20 protein-coding genes are annotated in these 20,794 nt (G+C 71.5%); 7 read left to right on the forward strand and 13 right to left on the reverse strand.

Annotated features, from left to right (window positions below; genetic code table 11):
• Positions 1–42 precede the first annotated feature (42 nt).
• From ACTWPV_RS33780 to ACTWPV_RS33800, 5 genes are read right to left on the reverse strand one after another with little or no spacing between them, the layout of a single operon-like run.
• Complete coding sequence (locus ACTWPV_RS33780; protein WP_347645459.1) at positions 43–525, reverse strand: flavin reductase family protein; 483 nt, start codon at positions 523–525, stop codon at positions 43–45.
• 40 nt (positions 526–565) lie between these two features.
• Positions 566–1,486 (reverse strand): glycine betaine ABC transporter substrate-binding protein, encoded by a 921-nt coding sequence (locus ACTWPV_RS33785; RefSeq protein WP_443154861.1) that lies wholly within the window; start codon positions 1,484–1,486, stop codon positions 566–568.
• A gap of 37 nt (positions 1,487–1,523) precedes the next feature.
• Positions 1,524–2,216 (reverse strand): ABC transporter permease, encoded by a 693-nt coding sequence (locus tag ACTWPV_RS33790; RefSeq protein WP_443154862.1) that lies wholly within the window; start codon positions 2,214–2,216, stop codon positions 1,524–1,526.
• Entirely contained in the window at positions 2,213–2,893 is a 681-nt protein-coding gene (locus tag ACTWPV_RS33795; protein WP_347645462.1) for an ABC transporter permease, read from the reverse strand. The genes ACTWPV_RS33790 and ACTWPV_RS33795 overlap by 4 nt, the downstream gene beginning before the upstream one ends.
• A complete protein-coding gene (locus ACTWPV_RS33800; RefSeq protein ID WP_443154863.1) occupies positions 2,886–3,947 on the reverse strand; it encodes an ABC transporter ATP-binding protein in 1,062 nt (353 codons plus the stop codon). The genes ACTWPV_RS33795 and ACTWPV_RS33800 overlap by 8 nt, the downstream gene beginning before the upstream one ends.
• A 266-nt stretch (positions 3,948–4,213) precedes the next feature.
• On the opposite strand from ACTWPV_RS33800, the gene ACTWPV_RS33805 reads away from it, so the two are divergent.
• The gene (locus ACTWPV_RS33805; protein WP_443154864.1) at positions 4,214–5,737 is read left to right on the forward strand and encodes a hypothetical protein; all 1,524 of its coding nucleotides are present in this window, start codon (positions 4,214–4,216) and stop codon (positions 5,735–5,737) included.
• A gap of 28 nt (positions 5,738–5,765) precedes the next feature.
• Here the strand turns inward: ACTWPV_RS33805 and ACTWPV_RS33810 are convergent, their stop codons facing one another.
• From ACTWPV_RS33810 to ACTWPV_RS33835, 6 genes are read right to left on the reverse strand one after another with little or no spacing between them, the layout of a single operon-like run.
• Positions 5,766–6,932: a lipid-transfer protein gene (locus tag ACTWPV_RS33810; protein WP_443154865.1), complete on the reverse strand. Its 1,167-nt coding sequence runs from the start codon at positions 6,930–6,932 to the stop codon at positions 5,766–5,768.
• Positions 6,933–6,949: 17 nt separating this feature from the next.
• The gene (locus ACTWPV_RS33815; protein WP_443154866.1) at positions 6,950–7,363 is read right to left on the reverse strand and encodes a MaoC/PaaZ C-terminal domain-containing protein; all 414 of its coding nucleotides are present in this window, start codon (positions 7,361–7,363) and stop codon (positions 6,950–6,952) included.
• A complete protein-coding gene (locus tag ACTWPV_RS33820) occupies positions 7,363–8,295 on the reverse strand; it encodes a bifunctional MaoC family dehydratase N-terminal/OB-fold nucleic acid binding domain-containing protein (protein WP_443154867.1) in 933 nt (310 codons plus the stop codon). The genes ACTWPV_RS33815 and ACTWPV_RS33820 overlap by 1 nt, the downstream gene beginning before the upstream one ends.
• Positions 8,292–9,446 (reverse strand): acyl-CoA dehydrogenase family protein, encoded by a 1,155-nt coding sequence (locus ACTWPV_RS33825; protein ID WP_347645468.1) that lies wholly within the window; start codon positions 9,444–9,446, stop codon positions 8,292–8,294. The genes ACTWPV_RS33820 and ACTWPV_RS33825 overlap by 4 nt, the downstream gene beginning before the upstream one ends.
• Entirely contained in the window at positions 9,446–10,615 is a 1,170-nt protein-coding gene (locus ACTWPV_RS33830) for an acyl-CoA dehydrogenase family protein (protein ID WP_443154868.1), read from the reverse strand. The genes ACTWPV_RS33825 and ACTWPV_RS33830 overlap by 1 nt, the downstream gene beginning before the upstream one ends.
• Positions 10,615–12,231 (reverse strand): AMP-binding protein, encoded by a 1,617-nt coding sequence (locus tag ACTWPV_RS33835; protein ID WP_443154869.1) that lies wholly within the window; start codon positions 12,229–12,231, stop codon positions 10,615–10,617. The genes ACTWPV_RS33830 and ACTWPV_RS33835 overlap by 1 nt, the downstream gene beginning before the upstream one ends.
• A 187-nt stretch (positions 12,232–12,418) precedes the next feature.
• Here ACTWPV_RS33835 and ACTWPV_RS33840 point away from each other — a divergent pair, with 187 nt between their 5' ends.
• The 5 genes from ACTWPV_RS33840 to ACTWPV_RS33860 all read left to right on the forward strand — a co-directional run bounded on the left by ACTWPV_RS33840 (position 12,419) and on the right by ACTWPV_RS33860 (position 17,234).
• The gene (locus tag ACTWPV_RS33840; protein WP_347645471.1) at positions 12,419–13,081 is read left to right on the forward strand and encodes a TetR family transcriptional regulator; all 663 of its coding nucleotides are present in this window, start codon (positions 12,419–12,421) and stop codon (positions 13,079–13,081) included.
• A gap of 225 nt (positions 13,082–13,306) precedes the next feature.
• Positions 13,307–14,302, forward strand: a complete 996-nt coding sequence (locus ACTWPV_RS33845) for a sigma-70 family RNA polymerase sigma factor (protein WP_347645472.1) — start codon at positions 13,307–13,309, stop codon at positions 14,300–14,302.
• 43 nt (positions 14,303–14,345) lie between these two features.
• Positions 14,346–15,461 carry a steroid 3-ketoacyl-CoA thiolase gene (locus ACTWPV_RS33850; protein WP_347645547.1) on the forward strand — a complete coding sequence of 372 codons (1,116 nt, stop codon included), beginning with the start codon at positions 14,346–14,348 and terminating at the stop codon, positions 15,459–15,461.
• A 44-nt stretch (positions 15,462–15,505) separates the two neighbouring features.
• Entirely contained in the window at positions 15,506–16,528 is a 1,023-nt protein-coding gene (locus tag ACTWPV_RS33855) for an MBL fold metallo-hydrolase (protein WP_347645473.1), read from the forward strand.
• 25 nt (positions 16,529–16,553) lie between these two features.
• A complete protein-coding gene (locus ACTWPV_RS33860; RefSeq protein WP_347645474.1) occupies positions 16,554–17,234 on the forward strand; it encodes a FadR/GntR family transcriptional regulator in 681 nt (226 codons plus the stop codon).
• Here the strand turns inward: ACTWPV_RS33860 and ACTWPV_RS33865 are convergent, their stop codons facing one another.
• Positions 17,235–17,966 carry an SDR family NAD(P)-dependent oxidoreductase gene (locus ACTWPV_RS33865; protein WP_443154870.1) on the reverse strand — a complete coding sequence of 244 codons (732 nt, stop codon included), beginning with the start codon at positions 17,964–17,966 and terminating at the stop codon, positions 17,235–17,237.
• A 101-nt stretch (positions 17,967–18,067) separates the two neighbouring features.
• Between ACTWPV_RS33865 and ACTWPV_RS33870 the strand changes: the two genes are divergently transcribed.
• Positions 18,068–18,928, forward strand: coding sequence for a helix-turn-helix transcriptional regulator (locus ACTWPV_RS33870; protein ID WP_443154871.1), 861 nt, complete (start codon positions 18,068–18,070; stop codon positions 18,926–18,928).
• A 309-nt stretch (positions 18,929–19,237) separates the two neighbouring features.
• On the opposite strand, the gene arfA is transcribed toward ACTWPV_RS33870, so the two are convergent.
• On the reverse strand, positions 19,238–20,734 hold the full coding sequence (gene arfA / locus ACTWPV_RS33875; RefSeq protein ID WP_347645477.1) for an arabinosylfuranosidase ArfA: 1,497 nt from the start codon (positions 20,732–20,734) through the stop codon (positions 19,238–19,240).
• Positions 20,735–20,794 lie beyond the last annotated feature (60 nt).

Genomic DNA, 20,794 nt, shown 5'->3' on the forward strand with positions numbered 1-20,794 from the left:
GCGGCGCTGCAGCGGAGCCGGCGGGTGACGTGACGCCCGCGGTCACGCGCCTGTCGGGCGATAGCGGCCGCGGAGTCGTACGAGGGGTTGGAGCTCGGGCTCGACGTAGTCGATCGCGAGGACGGTGGCGATGTAGAGGGTGTGGTCGCCGGCCGGCACCACCTTGGTGGTCTCGGCCTCCAGCGCGGCCACCCCGCCCTCCACCACCAGCGCCTGCGTGTGCGGCCCCCGGTGGTGCGGTGTGCCGGCCACCAGCAGGCGGGCGCTGGGCCGCCCGGCGGTGGCGAACCGGCTGGCGATGGCCGCCTGACCCGACGACAGCAGTGACGCTACCCAGCGGTCCTGGCGCAGCAGCACCTCGTTCAGGTAGCCGCGGCTGCCCAGGCTCACCAGAACGAGCGGCGGCTCCATCGAGACGGACATCAGCGCCGAGATCGTGGCGCCCAGGTCGTCGCGCCCGTCGCGTACGGTCACCACCGCCACGCCGGCCGCGAGTTGCGCCATCGCCTCCGTGAACTCGCTCACCGCGAGGGCCTCCGGCTTCGTGAGGCCCTCGCGGCGGGCGTCAGGCGAGGCCGTTGGAGGTCAGCCATTCCTCGGCCACCATGGCGGGCTCGTCCTTGTTGACGGAGATCTTCTGCATCATCTCCAGCAACGACTCCGTGGTCAGCTTGGCGGAGATCCCGTTGAGCGTCGTGCGGATCGTGTCGGAGGCGGACGCCTTGTGGAGCAGCGGCGTCACGTTCTGGGCCGGGAAGATGTTCTTGGTGTCCTGGAGCGGCACCAGGTTGTTGGCGGCGATCTTCGGGTCGGTGCTGAAGACGTTGCCGACCTGGATCGTGCCGTCCTTCAGCGCGTCGGCCGTGGTGGGCCCGGTGGGCTTCCACTCCTTGAACTCGACCCCGTAGACGTCCTTGAACCGTGCTTCCCACCGCTTCTTGAACTCGGGCGGGCCACCGACGATCATGCTCTTGGAGACCTTGGCGAGGTCTTCCATGGTGGTGAGCGACTGCTTGGTCTGGGTGTCCTTGGTGACGGACAGGGTGTCTTTGTCCTCGGCGGGTGAGGAGTCGAGCACCTCCAGCTCGGTGGGCAGCTTCTCCTTCAGCGCGGTGTTCACCTCGTCGGTGGTGGCGGCCGTGGCCGCCTGGTCGATGAAGGCGAGCAGGTTGCCGTTGTATTCCGGCACGATGGTCAGGCCGCCGCTCTTGACCTGGTCGTAGACGGCCTCGCGGCTGCCGATGCGCGGCTTCTCCTCGACCTGCACGCCCTTGGCCTCGAGGGCCTGGGCGTAGATCGAGGCGAGCAGCACGCTCTCGTCGAAGTCGAACGATCCGATGACGGCCTTGCCCCCGCCCGAGGCCGAACCGCTGGGGGCCGCGCTCGTGGTGTCGAGCGGGTTGCCCGTGCTGCCGCCGCCACCGCAGGCGGCCAGCGTGAGGACCGCTGACACGAGCACCGCCGCGGTGCCGAACATGCGTCTCATGGTGTTTCCCTTCTCAAGCGGGAGGTAATTCAGGAGGTTATCGAACATTCACTCGCTGGCTCACCCCCGGCGAGACCGTCACCCTCTGCGCGAGCGCGAACAGGAGCTGCACCACCAGGGCGAACAGCACAATGAGTACAGAACCCCCGACGACGCTCGCGTAATCCTTCGTCGCGAAACCGTCGATCACGTAGCGTCCGAGGCCGCCGAGCCCGGTGTAGGCCGCGACCGTCGTGGTGGCCACGACCTGGATCGCCGACAGCCGGCAGCCCAGCAGGATCAGCGGCAGCGCGACCGGCACCAGCACCCGGCCGAGCACCTGCCCGCCGCGCAGGCCCATCCCGTACGCCGCGTCGCGCAGCTCGGGATCGACCCCTTTGACGCCCTCGAAGGTGTTGACCAGGATCGGCGGCACCGACAGCAACACCAGCGGGATGATCACCGGCCAGATCGAGGCCGTGCCCAGCAGCAACACGAACATCACCAGCAACCCCAGCGTGGGCAGCGCCCTGGCCAGGTTCGCGGAGACGACGACCAGCACCTCACCCCGGCCCGTGTGCCCGATCGTCAGCCCCAGCGGCACGGCCACCAGCACGGCCAGCAGCAGCGCCAGCGCCGAGAATTCGAGGTGCTCCAGCAGCCGCATGGGGATCCCGCCGGGCCCCGACCAGTTGGCGCCGTTGCCGAAGAACTCGGCTATCCAGACGAAGAACGAGGTCAGCCAGTTCACGACGCCGCCCCCTTCCGCACGCGTACCCAGGGGGTGAGCACCCGCTGAGCCAGGACCAGCAGGCCGTCGGCGATCAGCGCCAGCAGCACGATCAGCACGATGCCGACGATCACCGGCGGCATGAACGGGTTCTGGTACGCCCGGGTGAACAGCCCGCCGAGGCCACCCTGCCCGATCAGCGCGCCCACGCTGACCAGGCTGATGCTGGAGACCGCGACCACCCGGAGGCCGGCCAGCACCACCGGCACCGCGATCGGCAGCTCCACCGCCAGCAGCCGGCGCAGCGGCGAGAAGCCCATCGCGACCGCTGACTGGCGCACGTGGTCGGGCACCGAGTCCAGCCCGCCGACCACGGCCGGGAGCAGGACGGCCACGCCGTAGAAGGCGAGCGGGATGATCACCGTGGTCTGCGACAGCCCGGTCACCGAGATCAGCAGCATGAAGACGGGCAGCGAAGGCAGCGCGTAGATGACGTTCATCAGGCCGGAGGCGGGCTGGTAGAGCCAGCGCCAGCGCACGCAGGCCAGGCCCAGCGGCAGTGCCACGATCAGCGCGAAGAGGATCGGCACGAGCGACATGGTCAGGTGGTCGATGAGCAGGTCCTTGATGCTGCCCGCCCGGCCGGTGTCCCAGTTGCGCCCGATCCATTCCCACAGGGAGGGAGGACCGTCACCCATCTGCGGCCTCCGCCAGCGCCTCGTCGAGCGCCTCCCTGGTGGCCACGCCGACGACCCTGCCCTCGTCGTCCACGGCCACCGAGCAGCCGGACGGCGACAGCAGCGCCGCGTCGAGCGCCGAGCGCATCGAGTCGCGGCCGTACAGGAACGTCCCGAACGGCTCCAGCTCTCCGGGGCGCGCCCCGGAGATCCAGCCGACCGGCCCGCCCTGCTCGTCGACGACCAGCCGCCACGGCTCCTGCGACGAGCCGTCGCCGCCGTCCTGCCGGACCGTCAGATCGGTACGCAGGCGCAGCCCTTCCGTCGAGACGAACTGCAGCCGCCTGATCCCCCTGTCGTGCCCGAGGAACTCGCGGACGAAGTCGTCGGCCGGCTCCGACAGCAGCGTCTTGGGCGCGGCCAGCTGCGCCAGCCGGCCGCCGACGCGCAGCACAGCCACCCGGTCGCCGAGCTTGATGGCCTCGTCGATGTCGTGCGTGACGAACACGATGGTCTTGTTCAGCTCGTCCTGCAGCCTGAGCAGTTCTTCCTGCAGGGTCGTGCGCACCACGGGGTCGACCGCGCTGAACGGCTCGTCCATGAGCAGCACGGGCGGGTCGGCGGCCAGCGCCCTGGCCACGCCCACGCGCTGCTGCTGCCCGCCCGAGAGCTGGAACGGGTAGCGGCCGGCCAGCGCCGGGTCGAGCCCGACGCGTTCGAGCAGCTCCATGGCCCTGTCGCGGGCCTTCTTCCGGTCCCAGCCGAGGAGGTAGGGGACGGTGGCGATGTTGTCGACGATCTTCCGGTGCGGGAACAGGCCGGCCTGCTGGATGACGTACCCGATGCCGCGGCGCAGGGTCGGAGGGTCGATGCTCTGCACGGGCACGCCGTCGAGGAGGATCTGTCCCTCCGAGGCGTCGATCATGCGGTTGATCATCCGGAGTGAGGTCGTCTTGCCGCAGCCCGAGGGCCCGACGAGCACGGTGATCTCGCCTGTGGGAGCCTCCATGGTGAGGTCGTCCACGGCGACCGTTCCGTCCGGGAAACGTTTGGTGACAGCGTCGAATGTGATCACGCGCGAACTCTCGCTCGGTGGGCTTGTGGCAGGGGTCGCAGCCCCCTGCCACGACCGCCGCATGATCTCTTGAACCCACACACTACGGTGATCCGGCCCGCTCTGTCCCCATCGGGGCGGGCTTAAGCGTTTCACTGACCAGGGATATTTACCCGAAATCTGCATCTGGTAGTGCGCCGGACCATCCGGGTTGGCATGATTACCACAACAATCTCCTGACGCGCACCCTCACCCTCAGCGTCGGCCCACAGCAAGAGGATCGGCCCGTGTCCCAGCCGCTCACCGATCAGCGCCCCCGCGCCGAACTGATCGCAGAGCTCTACGACCGTCATGCCGCGGGGCTGTTCGCGTACTGCGCTGACCAGCTCGGCGACCTCGGCTCAGCCTCCGATGTCCTGGTTGCCGTGCTGACCGGGGTCCCGGTCGCCCAGCCGCCCCGCGCAGCTCTCTACGCGTTCGCCCGCCGCGAGATCCACCGGCGGGACATCGTCTACTCCCCGCCCGCCGTCGACCCGCTCATCGACCCGGCCACCGCCCTCGTCGAGCGCGTCCTGCGCGAGCTGCGCCCCCACCAGCGCGAGGTGCTGGTCCTGTCCGCGGTGTGCGGGCTGAGCAGGGCCGAGCTCGCGTGGGTGCTGGACCTCGCGCCCGACACCGCCGACGAGCTCACCGTGGCGGCCGCGAACCGGTTCAGGGAAGCGCTCGGCACGGCACTGGCAGCGACCGGGCTCCGCGTGCCCAAGCCGGTGGCGGACGTCTACGGCGCGCTGCACGTGGCGCCGCTGCACGACGTGCTCGGCCGCCTGCCGTGGCCGCAGCCGCCCGGCGCGCTGCGCATCCACTTCGCAGGCTCCCGTTCCGCGGCTCCCGGGCCGCTGTTCGTGAAGCCGCGCTGGCCCAGCCCGCCGATGTGGCCGCAGCCACTGGCCGAAGCGGATCCCGCCACCAGCACGGTGATCTTCCCGGCCGAGCTGCTGACGCCGCCCTCGCCGGCGCAGGTGCCGGAGCACGACGCGACCACCGCCCCGATGCCCAAGTTCCGCGAGTCCACCGACGATCACCATCGGCTGCGCGACCCGCTGGGCTCCATCAGGCCGCTCAGGGATCCGCTCGGCGGCCCCTGGCCGTCCTCCTCGCCGGCGGGGGAACGACCGTTCTTCATGGCCGCTCCCGAGCCCGACGGTCCCGGGCCGTTCGCGACGGGCGACGTGATCCTGCCCAAGGACGCGCCCGACCCGTACATGACCGGGGACGTCCTCGTCCACAAGGGTCCGGTCCGTGCGGTCCCGCCGCCGCGGGGGGAGGACGAGGTGCGGGAGGCCGCGCCGCTGTTCCGGCCGCGTACCAGGACCGGAGGGAAGGCCGCCGCGGGACCGGCCGCCGCGCCCACGCCGCCCACCGGGCCCGCCAAGCCGTCCGAGCCGGTCTATCGGCTGCCTGACCTGCAGAAGGACCCTCGGAGCGAGGAAGCCCTCGTCGGCGAGCCGCCCGCTCGGAAACCGTCCGGGATCGAGCCGCGTGCAGCGGAGCCGTCCGCGTCCGAGCCGTCCGCGTCCGAGCCGCCCGCTCGCGAGGCGTCCCGTCGCGACGGTAGCGAGGCGTCCTTGCTGGCGCCGCGTCCTGTGCGGGCCAGGCCCGCGCCGAAACGGCGTCCGGCACCGGTCGGGCCGCAGAAGGCGCGGCGCCGCAGGGAACGCCACCACGACTGGGCCTGGGAGCTGGTCGGGTTCCTGATGTGCGTGGCGATCGCGATGATCGTCTTCTTCTCCATGCCGATCTTCAACGGCTGAGACCCCGCCGGCCACCCGGGCCGGCGGGTCAGCCCGCGGACAGGATGAGACCGCTGGTGGGCACGCCCGTTCCCGCCGTGACGAGGACGTTCGTGACGCCGGTGAGCTGGTTGGCGGCGGTGCCCCTGATCTGGCGCACCGCCTCTGCGATGCCGTTCATGCCGTGGATGTACGCCTCGCCGAGCTGCCCGCCGTGCGGGTTGACCGGCAGGCGGCCGTCCAGCTCGATGCCCCCGTCCCTGAGGAACTCCGGCGCCTCGCCGCGGCCGCAGAAGCCGAGCTCCTCCAGCTGGGTGAGCACGAACGGGGTGAAGTGGTCGTACAGGATGGCGGTCCTGATGTCCTGGGGCGTCAGGCCGGACTGTTCCCAGAGCTGCCGGCCGACGACGGACATCTCGGGAAGGCCGGTCATGTCGTCCCGGTAGTAGCTCGTCATCATCATCTGGTCCGCGCCCGCGCCCTGGGCCGCCGCGGTGATGACCGCCGGGGAACGGCGCAGGTCGCGGGCGCGCTCCGCGCTGGTCACGACGAGCGCCACCGCGCCGTCGCTCTCCTGGCAGCAGTCGAGCAGGTGCAGCGGCTCGACGATCCACCTCGACGCCTGGTGCTCCTCCAGCGTGATGGGCCGCTGGTAGAACCAGGCGGCCGGGTTGGTGGCCGCGTGCCTGCGCATGGCCACCGCGACCCGGCCGAGGTCCTCGGAAGTCGCGCCGTGGACGTGCAGGTAGCGCTGCGCGAACATGGCCACCCAGGCCGCCGGGGTCATCAACCCGAACGGCACGTGCCAGCTCATCTCCAGCCCCTGCGAGGTGGGTTCGCCGCCCACCTGTGCGTTCGGCTGGCCGAAGCGGCGTCCCGAACGCTCGTTGAAGGCGCGGTAGCACACCACCGTACGGGCCATCCCCATCGCCACGGCCATGGCGGCGTGCGCCACGGTCCCGCAGGCCGCGCCGCCTCCGTAGTCGACGCGGGAGAAGAACGTCAGCTCGCCGATGCCGGTCTCCCTGGCGACGGCGATCTCCTGGTTGGCGTCCTGGGTGAAGGTCACCAGTCCGTCCACGTCGCCGGGTGACAGCCCGGCGTCGTCCAGCGCCGACAGCACGGCCTCGGCGGCGAGCCGCAGCTCCGGCCGTCCTGACTTCTTGCTGAACTCGGTGGCGCCAATGCCCGCGATGGCGGCGCTCGTTCGTGACAACGCCTGCTCCTTCTGGTTCAACCGGCTGGGGGGAGGATCAGGGAGACGGTGGCGGTGGCGTGGAAGCCCAGGCTCACCTCGCCGCGCACCTCGACCGTGGCATGGCCGCCCTCGCGCGACACAACCGTCCCGGTGAAGCTCAGGCGGTCCCCCGCGTACGCGGGGACGCCGAGCTTGACGTCGATGCCCCTGATGACGGCCTCGGGACCCGCCCAGTCGGTGACGTACCGCTCGACCAGGCCCATGGTGGTCAGGATGTTGAGGAAGATGTCCTTCGAGCCCTGGGCGCGGGCCCGGTCCCGGTCGTGGTGCACCGGGGTGAAGTCCATGGTGGCCAGGGCGGTCGAGACGACCACGGTGGGCGTGAGGTCGATCGACGACTCCGGCAGCCCGGAACCGGCCTCGACCTCGTCCGCTGTCAGCGTTCGCATCACGGCTCCTCCGGGGCCCACATCGGAAGGACGAGCCGGTCGTCCATCGGCCGGTACGTCACGTGCAGCGCCATGCCGATCTCCACCTGCCCGGTCGGGCAGTCCACGACGTTGCCGACGATCCGTACGCCCTCCGGCAGCTCCACCACGCCCACCACGAACGGGGTCTCGCGGCCGGGCACCGGCGGATGGTGGTGGACGGCGTAGCTGTAGAGGGTCCCGAGGCCGCTCGCGACCGTGTAGGTGAGGCGGGAGGAGCGGCAGCGGGGACACAGGGCGCCCGGCGGGTGGCGTAACCGCCCGCAGTCGGCGCAGGTCTGGATGCGCAGCTCGCCGATCTTCGCGCCCTCCCAGAAGAAGGCCGTGTCCTGGTTGATCGCCGGCTGGAGCGGGTACGGGGACCGCTCCTCGCGGGCGCCCTCCCGCGGCCGGAACTTGAGCACGCGGAAGAGCATCTCCGCCACCGGCTCGTCGCCGTCGCCGTACCAGGTGACGTTCCAGGTGGCGAAGTAGCCCACGCCGAGCGCGGTCCGTTTGGGGCCCGCCAGGTCCGTGAACCTGGTGGCGGGTGTCAGCCGTTCCCCCAGGCGCGCGTAGCGGTGGTAGGTCTGCTCGCAGTTCGTCGCCACCACGCCCGTGTAGCCGGCGGCGTCGAGCGCGGCCAGCAGGTCGTCCACCGGCGAGCGGTCCTTGGCCCGCGGGGCCCGCATGGTCCACACCTGCGCCATCGCGGGCGGGGCCAGGCCCTTGTCCAGGTAGGCCGGGTTGGCGTCGCCCATGGCGGCCAGCCAGTGCCGGATCATGGGCTCGTTCACGGGGTCGGGGGCCGGGGCGCCGCGCACCTCGCCCAGCGCCGCCTGCTTGCCCGCGAGCTCGTGCAGCTCGTCCTCGCTCATCGCGGGAGCGCGGGTCGCGGGTCGCGGGTCGCTCATCGCGGGGGCCTCGGCAGGCCCAGGCCCAGCATCGCGATCAGCTCCCGCTGCACCTCGTTCACCCCGCCGCCGAACGTCAGCACCACCGCGCCCTTGACCCCGTGGTCCACGCGTTCGAGCAGTTCGGCCGTCTCCGGGTCGGACGGGTCGCCGTACCTGGCCAGGGTGTCGCCGACGATCCTGCCCGCCTCCTGCATCCGCTCCGAGCCGTAGATCTTGGTGGCCGACGCGTCGGGAGCCCCCAGCCAGCCGAGGTCCATGTTCGCCGCGACCTGCCAGTTGAGCAGCTCGTTGGTGCGGAACGCCGCCCACACCCTGGCCAGCGCGCGCCGTACGTCCGGATGGTCGGCCAGGCCCGTACGGCGGGCCCAGGCGAGGAAACGGTCGTAGGTCTGGCCGAGGTTCCCAGCGGGGCCCAGGGTGACGCGTTCGTGGTTGAGCTGGTTGACGATCAGGTCCCAGCCGCGGTCCACCTCGCCGACCACCATGGTCACGGGGACGCGCACGTCGGAGTAGTAGGTGGCGTTGGTGTGGTGGCGGCCGTCCATGGTGACGATCGGCGTCCACGAGAAGCCGGGGTCGTCCGTGGCGGCGATCATCATGGTGATGCCCTTGTGCTTCCTGGCCTCGGGGTTCGTACGGGCCGCGAGCCAGATGTACTGCGCGTAGTGCGCGCCGCTGGTGAAGATCTTCTGCCCGTTGACGACGTAGTGGTCGCCGTCGAGCACCGCCGTGGTCCGCAGGGAGGCCAGGTCGGTGCCCGCCTCCGGCTCGCTGTAGCCGATGGCGAAGTGGCACTCGCCGGCGAGGATGCGCGGCAGGAAGAAGTCCTTCTGCTCCCGCGTCCCGTACTGCATGAGCGTGGGCCCGACGGTCTGCACCGTGATGATCGGGTACGGCACGCCCGCCCGCGCGATCTCGTTGGCGAAGATCTGCTGCTCCAGAGGGCCGTAGCCGCCACCGCCGTACTCCTCGGGCCAGCCGAGGCCGAGCTTGCCGTCGCGGCCGAGGTTGCGGCAGTGCTCCATGTACGTCTCGCCGAACGGGTCCGCGGCGATCTTCCTGCGGTCCTCGGCGGTCAGGCAGCCCTGGAAGTACTCGCGCAACTCGTCCCGGAGCGCGCGCTGCGGAGGAGTGAGGTCGATCAGCATCAGACGAGCGCTCCGATCAGGTCGAGCTGGGCGTCGGCGCCGCCGAGCAGGTGGGACAGGTGCTTGGCCTGCGCGAAGTAGCGGTGCAGCGGGTAGGTCACGTCGAGTCCGAGCCCTCCGTGCAGGTGCTGGCAGGTGTGGAGCGCCTTGACGGCCTCGCCGGCGTGGTACGCGGCCAGCGCCAGGTCCTGGTCGGCCGGCAGCCCCTCCCCCAGCCGCCACGCCGCCGACCACACGGCCACGTCGAGCGCTCTTCCCGCGATGTAGACGTCGGCGATCTGCATGGTCACCGCCTGGAACTCGGCCAGCGCCCGGCCGAACTGCCGGCGCGTCCTGACGTACGACGTGGTCAGCTCCAGCGCCCCCGCGAGGACGCCGGCGGCCTGGGCGGCGACCGCTGCCGTGAACAGCCGCCTGGTCCCGTCCACCGCCTCCGGCCCGCCCACCCGCTCGGCCGGGGTCCGGTCGAGCACGAGGGTGGCCACCGGCTCGCCGGTGGAGGCGAACTCGGGGATCACCTCCATCCCGCGCACCCCGGCATCGGGCACCCCGCCGGACACTCCGGCCTGCGCGCCGCCGGACGCCCCTGCCCATGCGCCGCCGGACGCCCCGGGCCGTGCGCCGTCGGAGGGAGCCTCGACCAGGAACAGCCCTTCGTCGGCGGCGACCAGCACCGCCGCACCGGGATGGGGCACCGACACCTTCCGCCCCGTCAGCAGCCACCCGCCATCGCCCGCACCGGGAGAAGCCGTCATGCCCCTCACGTCGTCCGGCGCACCGGGCGAAACCGTCGCGCCGGTCCCGTCGTCCGGCGCGCGGCCGGCCCGGCGCGCGGCCGTCACGGGCGGATCGGACAGGGCGCGGCCGGGCTCGCGGAGCGCGACGGTGGCCCTGGTGACGCGACGCTGCTGGTCAGGGGTGCCATAGCGGGCGAGGGCCAGCGTGCTCACCAACGTGGCGAGCGCGGGGACAGGCGCTGCCCGCGCCCCCACCTCGCGCAGCACCACGGCCATCTCCACCGGGCCGAGCCCGGCCCCGCCCGCCGCCTCGGGGACGCACACGCCCATGAGCCCGGCCTGCCAGAGCCGGTCCTCGTCCCCTTCCCTGGCCAGGACCTCGGCCGCCAGTTTCTGCAGATCCTGCTGGGTCTCGTCCAGATTGAAATCCATCAGCGCTCCAAGAGGTGGTACCTGCCGTGCCGTACGAACTCCTCCTCGATCCCCTTGACGTCCGCGTCGGTCAGCTGCCGGAATCCGCTGGGAGTGCGGAGCCAGACCGGGCCGGCGGCGCGCCAGGCCTCGCGGGCGAGGATCCGTTTGATGACCTTGTGCGACGGCGTCTGGGGTAAGTGATCAGAAAGGCGGATATAGCGGGGTAAGGATTTGGCGCCCAGGTCGCGGCGCGACTCGAGGAAGGCCAGGAACGCCGCCGGATCGAAGGGGCCCTCCATGACCAGCGCCGCCATGACCTGATCGCCCGCCGCCGGGTCGGGCACCGGATAGACGGCCGCCTCCACCACCCCGCCGAACTCCCGCAGCGCGGCCTCGATGGGGGCGACGGCCAGGTTCTCGCCGTCCACGCGCAGGCGCTCCGTGCCGCGCCCCGCGAAGAACACGTACCCGCCGGCGTCCGTGTAGGCCAGGTCTCCCGACCAGTACGCACCGTTCCTGACGCGCTCGGCGTCCGCCTCCGGGTCGTTGTAGTAGCCCTCGAACAGCCCGAGCCCGGCCGTGTTGACCAGCTCGCCGACGGCCTGGTCCGGGTTGAGCAGGCGGCCTTGCTCGATGCGGCCAGGCGGGCAGGGACGTCCGGTGGACGGGTCGAGGATCTTCACGCTCTCGGGGAGCCTGCCGAGACAACCCGGCGGCCCTGCCGGGTCGGGGCTGAACGAGATGGCCGTCTCCGTGGAGCCGAAGGCGTCGATCACGCGGCAGCCGAACCGTTCCCCGAACCTCCTGACCGCCACCGCGCTCCCCTCGTTCCCGAACGCGACCTTCAGGGGGTTGTCGGCGTCGTCCGGGCGCTCCGGAGTGGCCAGGACGTAGGAGAGCGCCTTGCCCACGTAATGGAGGTACGTCCCGCCGTACCGTCTGATGTCGGGCAGCAGCCCGGAGGCCGAGAAGCGCCGTCGCAACGCCAGCGCCGCCCCCGACGCCACGGCGGGGGCGTAGGCGGCCATCAGGGCGCCGGAGTGGAAGAGGGGCATCGAGCAGTAGACGACGTCCTCGGGCGTGAGCAGCGCGGCCAGGCTCGTGCCGGGGACGGCGAGCTTGCGCTGCGTGATCCGTACGGCCCTGGGACGTCCCGAGGTGCCGGACGTGAACAACAACATGACGAGGTCCCCGGGCTCCGCGGGCTCAGCCGGAACCACCTGCGAGGTCACCGGCGGGACAGCGGGCGGGCCTGCGGGCAGGGGCAGGGTCGCGATGCCGAGGGCTTCGGCGACGGTACGGGCGGCCTCGGCGTGAGGGGCGTCGGCGAGCAGGAGGTTCACGTCGGTGGCGCGGGCGTCCCGGATCAACTCGCCGGCCGGTCGCGTCGGGTTCAGGGCGACCACCACGGGCCCGCCCAGCGCCGCCGCGCCCACCAGAAGGACCAGCCCTGGAACGTTGTCGCCGAGCACCCCGACGTGCGGCCCCGCGCCCTGCCCCGACAACCACGCGCCCGCGGCCCGGCAGGCGGCGACGTGCTCGCGCCACGACCACACCGCGTCCTCGTACATGAGCCCCGGCCGGTCGTCGTCGGCCCGGGCGAGAAGCAGGGACGCGAGCGTGTCCGCGATCATTGCTCCTCCAGCAAGCGCTAGGTCAGACGAATCGTAAACTAGAACAGATTCTAATATCTGTCCAGTAGTCACCAATCCCAATAAGTCGGGATATACGCCTGTAACCCCATAGACATGGGGCTATACGGCAAGTTTGTAACCCGTGAGTAACAAGCCGCGCCATCGAGAAGTCAGATAACGTGTTCTCATGCGTACCACGCACGCGACGCCCCCTGCGCCCTCCGGCGACGCCGACGGGGCACACGACGGGGCCACCGACAGCCACCCCGCCCCTGGCGGGCACAGCGTCCGTAGTCGCAGCCAGCACCAGCGCCGCAAGCGCATCGTCCAGGCCGCGGCGGCGCTGGCCTCGCGCGGCGGGGTCGAGGCCATGCAGATGCGCACGGTGGCCGAGCGCGCGGGCGTGGCGCTCGGCACGCTCTACCGCTACTTCCCGTCCAAGATGGATCTCGTCGTGGCGGTGGTCGGCGAGGAGATCGACCTGCTGGAGAGCAGCATCGAGCGGCGCCCGCCCGGCGCCGCCACCCCGGCGAGCCGCGCGGTCGACGTGCTGATGCGGGCGACCCGCGGCCTCATGCGCGAGCCCGAGCTGGCCGACGCGCTCATCCGCTCCCTGATCATGGCCGAGGTGCAGACCCCGTTCGGCGACCGGATGACGGGGCTGCTGCTGCGCGTCGCGGCCGACGGCCTGCCGATCGAGGATGCCAGCGAGGAGCAGCTCGACCTCGCGGGGTCGCTGGCGAGCGTGTGGGTGCAGGAGCTGCTGGAGATGTTGCGCGGGCGGCGCACGTACGACCAGATCCAGCGCCGCATCGAGACCGCCGCCACCAGGCTGCTCGCCGGCATCTGAGATCCTTTACGGCTCCGCCGTGGCCGGCCACCCGCCGTCGCCGGCCGGCCGCCCTCCAGGAAACGCCCGCTGACCCTTCAGTGGCGCGCCACCGTTACGGAGCGCGCCCTGGGCCCGCCGAGCGGTCGTGGTTTCCCTGTCGATTCATGATTGTTCCACCCGATTCGGCGGGCCGATGGTAAAGAAATCGCCGTTATGTCAGTGGCGCCGTTTATACAGGGAGGTATGACCGACAAGCCGACGAACGAAGACTTCCTTCGGCAGGCTGATCCGATGCGGCGCGAGCTGCTGGCGCACTGCTACCGGATGATGGGCTCGGTGCACGACGCCGAGGACCTCGTCCAGGAGACGTACTTCCGCGCGTGGCGCGCCTACGACGGCTTCGAGGGTCGCTCCTCGCTGCGTACGTGGCTCTATCGCATCGCCACCACCACCTGCCTGACCGCGCTGGAGAGCCGCGGCAGGCGGCCGCTGCCCACGGGCCTCGGGGCGCCGAGCACGGAGGCCACCGCGCCTCTGGTGCAGGACCACGAGGTGCCGTGGCTGGAGCCCGTGCCCGACGCGCTGGCGGGCGCGGGCGCCGACGACCCGGCCGCGATCGTGACCTCGCGCGAGAGCATCAGGCTCGCGCTGATCGCCGCGCTGCAGCACCTGCCGCCCCGGCAGCGCGCGGTGGTGATCCTGCGCGACGTGCTGCGGTGGAAGGCGGCCGAGGTGGCCGAGGCGGTCGGCGTCTCCACCGCGGCCGTCAACAGCCTCCACCAGCGGGCCCGTGCCCAGCTCAAGGAGGTGTCGCCGACCATGGACGACCCGGTCGAGCCGCTGACGCCTGAGCAGCGTGACCAGCTCGACCGCTACGTCGCGGCGTTCGAGAGCTACGACATCGACAGCCTGGTCCACCTGTTCACCGCGGACGCGATCTGGGAGATGCCGCCGTTCGTGGGGTGGTACCAAGGGCCGCGGACGATCGTCGAGCTCGTCAAGGGGCGCTGCCCGGCGGAGAAGGCGGGCGACCTGCGGCTGGTGCCGATCGCGGCCAACGGCCAGCCGGCCTACGCGCTCTACCACCTCGAGGACGGCGTCCACCGGCAGTTCGCGCTGATGGTGGTGACGTTCTCCGGAGAGCACATCAGCCACGTCGGGATGTTCTTCGAGAAGCGCCTGTTCGACACGTTCGCCCTGCCGGAGACGTTGCCGGCCGAGGCTTCCGCGACAAAGTAGAACGCGTTACAGTCGCCTCCAGAGCATCGTTCTGGAGGTGACAGTGGGCACACCTGTGATCGTCGAGGCCGTCCGCACGCCCATCGGCAAGCGGGCGGGCTGGCTCGCCGAGCTCAAACCGCAACAGGTTCTGGCCACGGCGCTGAACGGGCTGGTGCGGCGCTCCGGCCTCGAGCCGGCCGCCGTCGACCAGGTGTTCGCCGGTTGCGTGACGCAGGCGGGCGAGCAGGGCGGGCACGTCGGCCGGCACGCGTGGCTCTACGCCGGGCTGCCCTACCAGACGGGCGTCACCACGGTCGACGCGCAGTGCGGGTCGTCGCAGCAGGCGGTGCACCTGGCGGCGGCCCTGATCAGCGCGGGCGTGATCGAGACCGGCATCGGGTGCGGGGTCGAGGTGATGAGCCGGGCGCCGCTGGGCAGCAACGTACGCCCCGCCAGCCCGCGCCCCGACGACTGGGCCATCGACCTGCCCGACCAGTTCACGGCGGCCGAGCGGATCGCGCGGCGGCGCGGCCTGACGCGCGAGCGCCTCGACTGGTTCGGGGCGCGCTCGCAGCGGCTGGCGGCCAAGGCGTGGGCCGACGGGCGGTTCGAGCGGGAGATCGTGCCCGTCGGCGAGGTGCGCAGGGACCAGGGGCTGCGCGAGACCACCGTGGAGAGCCTGGCCGGGCTCAGGCCGGTGGCGGAGGGCGCGCTGCACACGGCGGGCACGTCCTCCCAGATCTCCGACGGCGCGGCGGCCGTGCTGGTGATGAGCGAGGGCGCGGCGCGCCGGCACGGGCTGCGGCCCCGGGCGCGCATCCTGGCGCAGGCCCTCGTCGGCGCGGAGCCGTACTACCACCTGGACGGGCCCGTGGACGCGACGGCGAAGGCGCTCGCCGCGGCCGGCATGACGATCGGCGACATCGACAGGTTCGAGGTGAACGAGGCGTTCGCGTCGGTGGTGTTGTCATGGGCCAGCGTGCACGAGCCCGACCTGGACCGGGTCAACCCGAACGGCGGCGCGATCGCGCTCGGCCACCCGGTGGGCGCCACGGGAGCGCGGCTGATCGCCACGGCCCTGCACGAGCTGGAGCGGTCGGACTCGGCGACCGCGCTGGTGACGATGTGCGCGGGTGGGGCGCTGGCGACGGCGACGATCCTGGAGCGCATCGGCTGAATCTTCAGCACACTTGTCACGCAGGGAAACACGATCGGGGGCGTATGAAGACCAGACGCAGGCCGTACACCGAGCAACGTCCGCAGGACCTCGGCGGCGGGGTGTGGAGCGTGCCGGTGCCGATCCCCGGCAACCCGCTCGGCTACACGCTCGTCTACGCCGTCGAGTCACCCGCGGGGCCGGTGCTGGTCGACGCCGGATGGAACCACCCGGAGGCGTGGGAGGCGCTCAGCGGCGGCCTGGCCGCGCTCGGCATGGACGTGGCCGCTGTGCGCGGGGTGGTCGTCACCCATTTCCATCCCGACCACGCCGGGCTCGCCGGGCAGGTCAGGGAGGCGTCCGGCGCCTGGATCGCCATGCACGAGGACGACGCGGCGCTGGTCAGGCTCATGATCGAGTACGCGGGCGACGCGCACGACGCGTTCCAGTCCGACATGCTCAGGCGGGCGGGGGCCGATCCCGGCGAGGCGCGCGAGGCGATGGGCGGCCGTCCCGCGCCGCCGGCGCCGCCCGATCGCGAGCTGCGCGACGGCGACCTGGTGGACCTGCCGGGGCGCCGGCTGCGGGCCGTGCACACGCCCGGCCACACCCCCGGCCACATCTGCCTGCACCTGGAGGACGCCGATCGGCTCTTCACCGGCGACCACGTGCTTCCCGGCATCACCCCGCACGTCGGCATCTATCCCTATGACCGGGACGACATCGATCCGCTCGGTGATTTCCTGCAATCATTGGACCGGGTGGCCGGGTTCGGGCCGCTGGACGCGCTGCCAGCACATGAATGGACATTTCCGGATGTGGCCGCGCGGGCGGCCGAGATCCGCGACCATCACGAGGAGAAGCTCCAGCGGCTGCGCGTCCTCCTGGCCGAGCGGCCGGAGCCGCTGACCATCTGGGAGGTCGCCGCGATGATGACCTGGAACAGGCCATGGGAAGAGCTGTCCCCCATGCTGAGAGGCATGGCGGCCGGCGAGGCCGCGGCCCACCTGCGCGCCCTGGAGGTGCAGGGCCACGTACGCCGCCATGCCGGTGTCGAGCCGGTCCGCTTCCAGGCCCTAGACTCCTAGACATCCGATGTCTAGGGAGAGAAGCGTGGCGGTCACCGACGCGGCCATCGACAAGATCAAGCAGATGATCGTCTCCGGCGAGCTCGCTCCCGGAGACCGGCTGCCCAAGGAGGCCGACCTCGCCGAACGGCTCGGCCTGTCACGCAACTCGCTGCGCGAGGCCGTGCGCGCGCTGTCGCTGATCAACGTGCTCGACGTGCGCCAGGGCGACGGCACCTACGTCACCAGCCTGGAGCCGCGCCTGCTGCTCGACACCATGTCGTTCGTGCTCGACCTGCACCGCGACGACACGGTGCTGCAGTTCTTCGAGGTCCGCCGCATCCTCGAGCCGGCCGCCACGGCGATGGCGACCGAGCTGATGACCGACCAGGACATCGCCGAGCTGCGCGAGATCCTCGACGCGCTGCCCGCCGAGCCCACGGTCGAGGAGCTGGTGGCCAACGACCTGACGTTCCACCAGCGCATCGCCAGGGGGTCGGGCAACAGCGTGCTCTGCTCGTTCATCGAGAGCCTGTCAGGTCCGACCACCCGGGCGCGGGTCTGGCGCGGGCTCACGCAGGAGGGCGCGATGGAGAAGACCAGGGAGCAGCACACCGCGATCTACGAGGCCATCGCCGCCCGCCGGCCCGACGTCGCCCGCTCCTGGGCCACCGTGCACGTGGCCGGGGTGGAGTCGTGGCTGCGCCGGGCCCTGGAACTCGACTGATCACCAGGGATGGCTGCCGCCGAGCTCGCTGAGGAAGACGCCGGTCGGGGGAAGGTCCATGGTGACCTGGCGGGCGATGTGCGCGCCGCCCTCGTCCGCGCTCAGGACACCGCGGTGGCCGTTGAGGTCGGTGGCGCAGAAACCGGGCGAGACCGCGTTCACTTTGATCGGCGTGTCCCGCAGCTCCGCCGCGTACATCAGGGTGACGGCGTTCAGCGCGGCCTTGGAGGAGTTGTAGCCGAGCAGCGTCGCGTACTGACGCAGCTCGGGCGCCGGGTCGGTCAGGAACGCGACCGTGCCGAGGCCGCTCGACACGTTCGCGATGCGGCCGGCTGCCGACCTGCGCAGCAGCGGGAGCATGGCGTTGATCACGGCGACGACGCCGAGCACGTTGGTCTCATAGACCTCGCGCAGGTCCGCCACCGGCATCTCGCTCGGCCCGCGGTGCTGGTCGCGGCTGATCGCGGCGTTGTTGACGAGGATGTCGAGGCGGCCGAACTCCCGGTCGACGAAGGCGGCGGCCGCCTCCACGGTGGCGAGGTCGGTCACATCCAGACGGACGAAGCGGGCGTCCAGCCCTTCCGCCGCCAGCTCCGCGGCCGCCTTCGTGCCCCGCTCCCGGTCGCGGGCTCCGACGAGCACGACGTGGCCTGCCCTGCCGATCGTGCGGGCGGTGGCGTACCCGATGCCCTTGTTCGCGCCGGTGATGAGGACGATCTTCTGTTGCGTCATGGCCTCAGCCTCGCCAGGGCTGCGCCCGACCGGTAGAGACCCGCCGAACCTCGGATCGGCGGTCTCTGGTTACCGTCCGGCAGGTCAGGCATGCTGGCCACATGGACCGCATCAACAGGGCGGAGCTGGCGGGGTTCCTGCGCAGCCGCCGCGAGCTGGTGCGACCGGCCGACGTCGGCCTGGAGAGCGGCGGGCGCCGCCGCACCCCGGGGCTGCGGCGCGAGGAGGTCGCCGCGCTGGCCGGGATGTCCGTCGACTACTATGCCCGCCTGGAGCAGGCGCGCGGGCCGCGTCCCTCGCGGCAGATGCTCGGCGCGCTCGCCAGGGCGCTGCGGCTGACCGACGACGAGCGCTCCCACCTGTACTACCTGACCGGCGAGCCGCCCGGCCCGCCGCCCGGGCCGCCGCGCGACGTCAGGTCCGGCGTGCTGCATCTGCTCCACCGGCTGGACGACACCCCGGCGTTCGTGATCGACGCCAAGTACGACGTGCTGGCCTGGAACCCGCTCGCCGCCGCGCTGATCAGCGACTTCTCCGTGCTGCCGGCGACGGAGCGCAACATCATCTGGCGCTTCTTCACCGACCCGGAGGCCAGGACGCGCCACGATCCCGAGGGGTCCTGGCAGTTCGCCAGGGAGTCGGTAGCCGACCTGCGCGCCGCCACCGCCCGCTACCCCGACGACCCCGGCATCCTGCGGCTCGTCGAACGGCTGCTGGCGTCCAGCGCCGAGTTCGCCGAACTGTGGGCCGGGCATGACGTGACGGTGCGGCGGTCGGCGTGCAAGCGGCTCAAGCATCCGGCCGTGGGCTGGCTGGAGCTCGACTGCGAGGCCCTGCACGTGCCCGAGAGCGACCAGATGGTGGTGCTCTACACCGCCGCGCCCGGCACGCCGTCGTACGAGGCGCTGCGGCTGCTCAAGGTCATCGGCACGCAGGACCTCCAGCGCTCCCCCGGCCGCTGAAGCGCGGAGCATCGGTAAGTACAGGCGAATGTGCCCGCACTGCGAGAAGGGGGACGGCCACGGAGGAGACGCGGGCCGCCCGCATGCGGGAGAAGGGCGCTGGGCAAGCCCGTGGCCGCTCCGCACGGACAGGCGGCTTGCGCAATCCGGTTAGCGGTTCGCCACGTGCCTGGGCGTCGGCTTCGGCCCTGGCCGAACGCGGTCGGTCGACGTCGATGATGCAGGCGCACCAGAAGTTCGCCGTGGATTCCGCGCTCTGACCTGGGCGTGAAGCTGTCACGTCTTGTGATCACATGGCGGACCGGCTCCTCAGGAGAGCCGCGCCTTGAGGACGTTGAAGGACACCGGCGGCAGGACCGCCGTGAGCCGGTCACCGTCGATCTTCGCTCCGTCGACGGCCCTCGGCTCGACCCGGTGCGGGTCCCTCTCGGTGTTGCGCGCGCCCGTGTCGTCGTCGGCGACCGTGACGTGCGAGAGGTCCGACGCCTGCGGCAGGCCGCGCAGGTCGATCTCCACCGGCAGCGGCAGGTCGCCGCGGTTGACCGCGAAGACGGCGAGCCGGTCGTCGTCCAGCGTCGCCGCGGTGGCCAGCACGGGCACCTCGCCGTACCGCTCGGTCGGCATGACCGGCGCCGTGGCCTGCACGCGCAGGATGCGGCCGCGGGCATGGGCAGCGGTCAGCGCGAACGGGTGGAAGATCGTCTGCCGCCAGGCCGGCCCGCCCGGCTCGGTGCGGATGGGGGCGATCACGTTGGCGAGCTGCGCCTGGCAGGCGATGCCGACCCGGTCGGCGTGGTTGAGCAAGGTGATGAGCAGGCTGCCGACGACGGCCGCGCCGGCCACGTCGTACTCCTCCTCGATGATGCGCGGCGCGTGCTCCCAGTCCAGGCTGCTCTCGCCGCCGAACAGGCTCTGCGACCAGACGTTCCACTCGTCGAAGGAGACCTTCAGCCGCTTGCGGCTGCCGAGCTTGGCGGCCACGTGGTCGGCGGTGGCGATCACGCCCTCGATCTGCTGCTCCATCTCCACGGCCGAGGCCAGGAAGTCGGCCCTGCTGCCGCCCACCGGGTCGTAGTAGGAGTGCGCGGAGATGTAGTCGACCTGGTCGTAGCAGTGCTCCAGGACCGTGGCCTCCCACGAGCCGAACGTCGGGATCCGCATGTTCGAGCTGCCGCAGGCGACGAGTTCCAGGCCGGGGTCCACCCGGCGCATGGCCTTGGCCGCCTCGAACGCGAGCCTGCCGTACTCGTCGGCGGTCTTGCCCCCGATCTGCCAGGGCCCGTCCATCTCGTTGCCCAGGCACCAGACCCTGATGCCGTACGGCTCCCGCACGCCGTGCTCGATCCGCAGGTCGGACCACCGCGTGCCGCCGGGGAAGTTGGCGTACTCGACGAGGTCGCGCGCCTCCCGGATGCCCCTGGTGCCCAGATTGACCGCCATCACCGGCTCGGCGTCCACCTCGCGCATCCAGGTCATGAACTCGCCCAGCCCGAAGGCGTTCGTCTCGATCTGCCGCCAGGCCAGGTCGAGCCTGGTGGGCCGCTCGGAGGCGGGCCCGACACCGTCCTCCCATTCGTAGTTGGAGACGAAGTTGCCGCCCGGGTAGCGCACGGTGGTGACGCCCATCTCCCTGGTCAGGTCGATGACGTCGCGGCGCAGCCCGTCGTCGCCCGCCCGCTGGTGCCCGGGCTCGAACACGCCCGTGTACACGCAGCGCCCCATGTGCTCGACGAACGAGCCGAACAGTCGCCTTTCGACCGGGCCGACCTCGAACGCCGGGTCCAGGGTGAGCTTGGCGGATCTCATGGGCAGTCCTCCTTCGTCGGGGCTCTGCCCATCTATACATCGTTGTATTCAACGTTGTAA

The sequence above is a fragment of the Nonomuraea sp. KM88 genome, assembly GCF_052245635.1.
Classification (GTDB): Bacteria; Actinomycetota; Actinomycetes; order Streptosporangiales; family Streptosporangiaceae; genus Nonomuraea.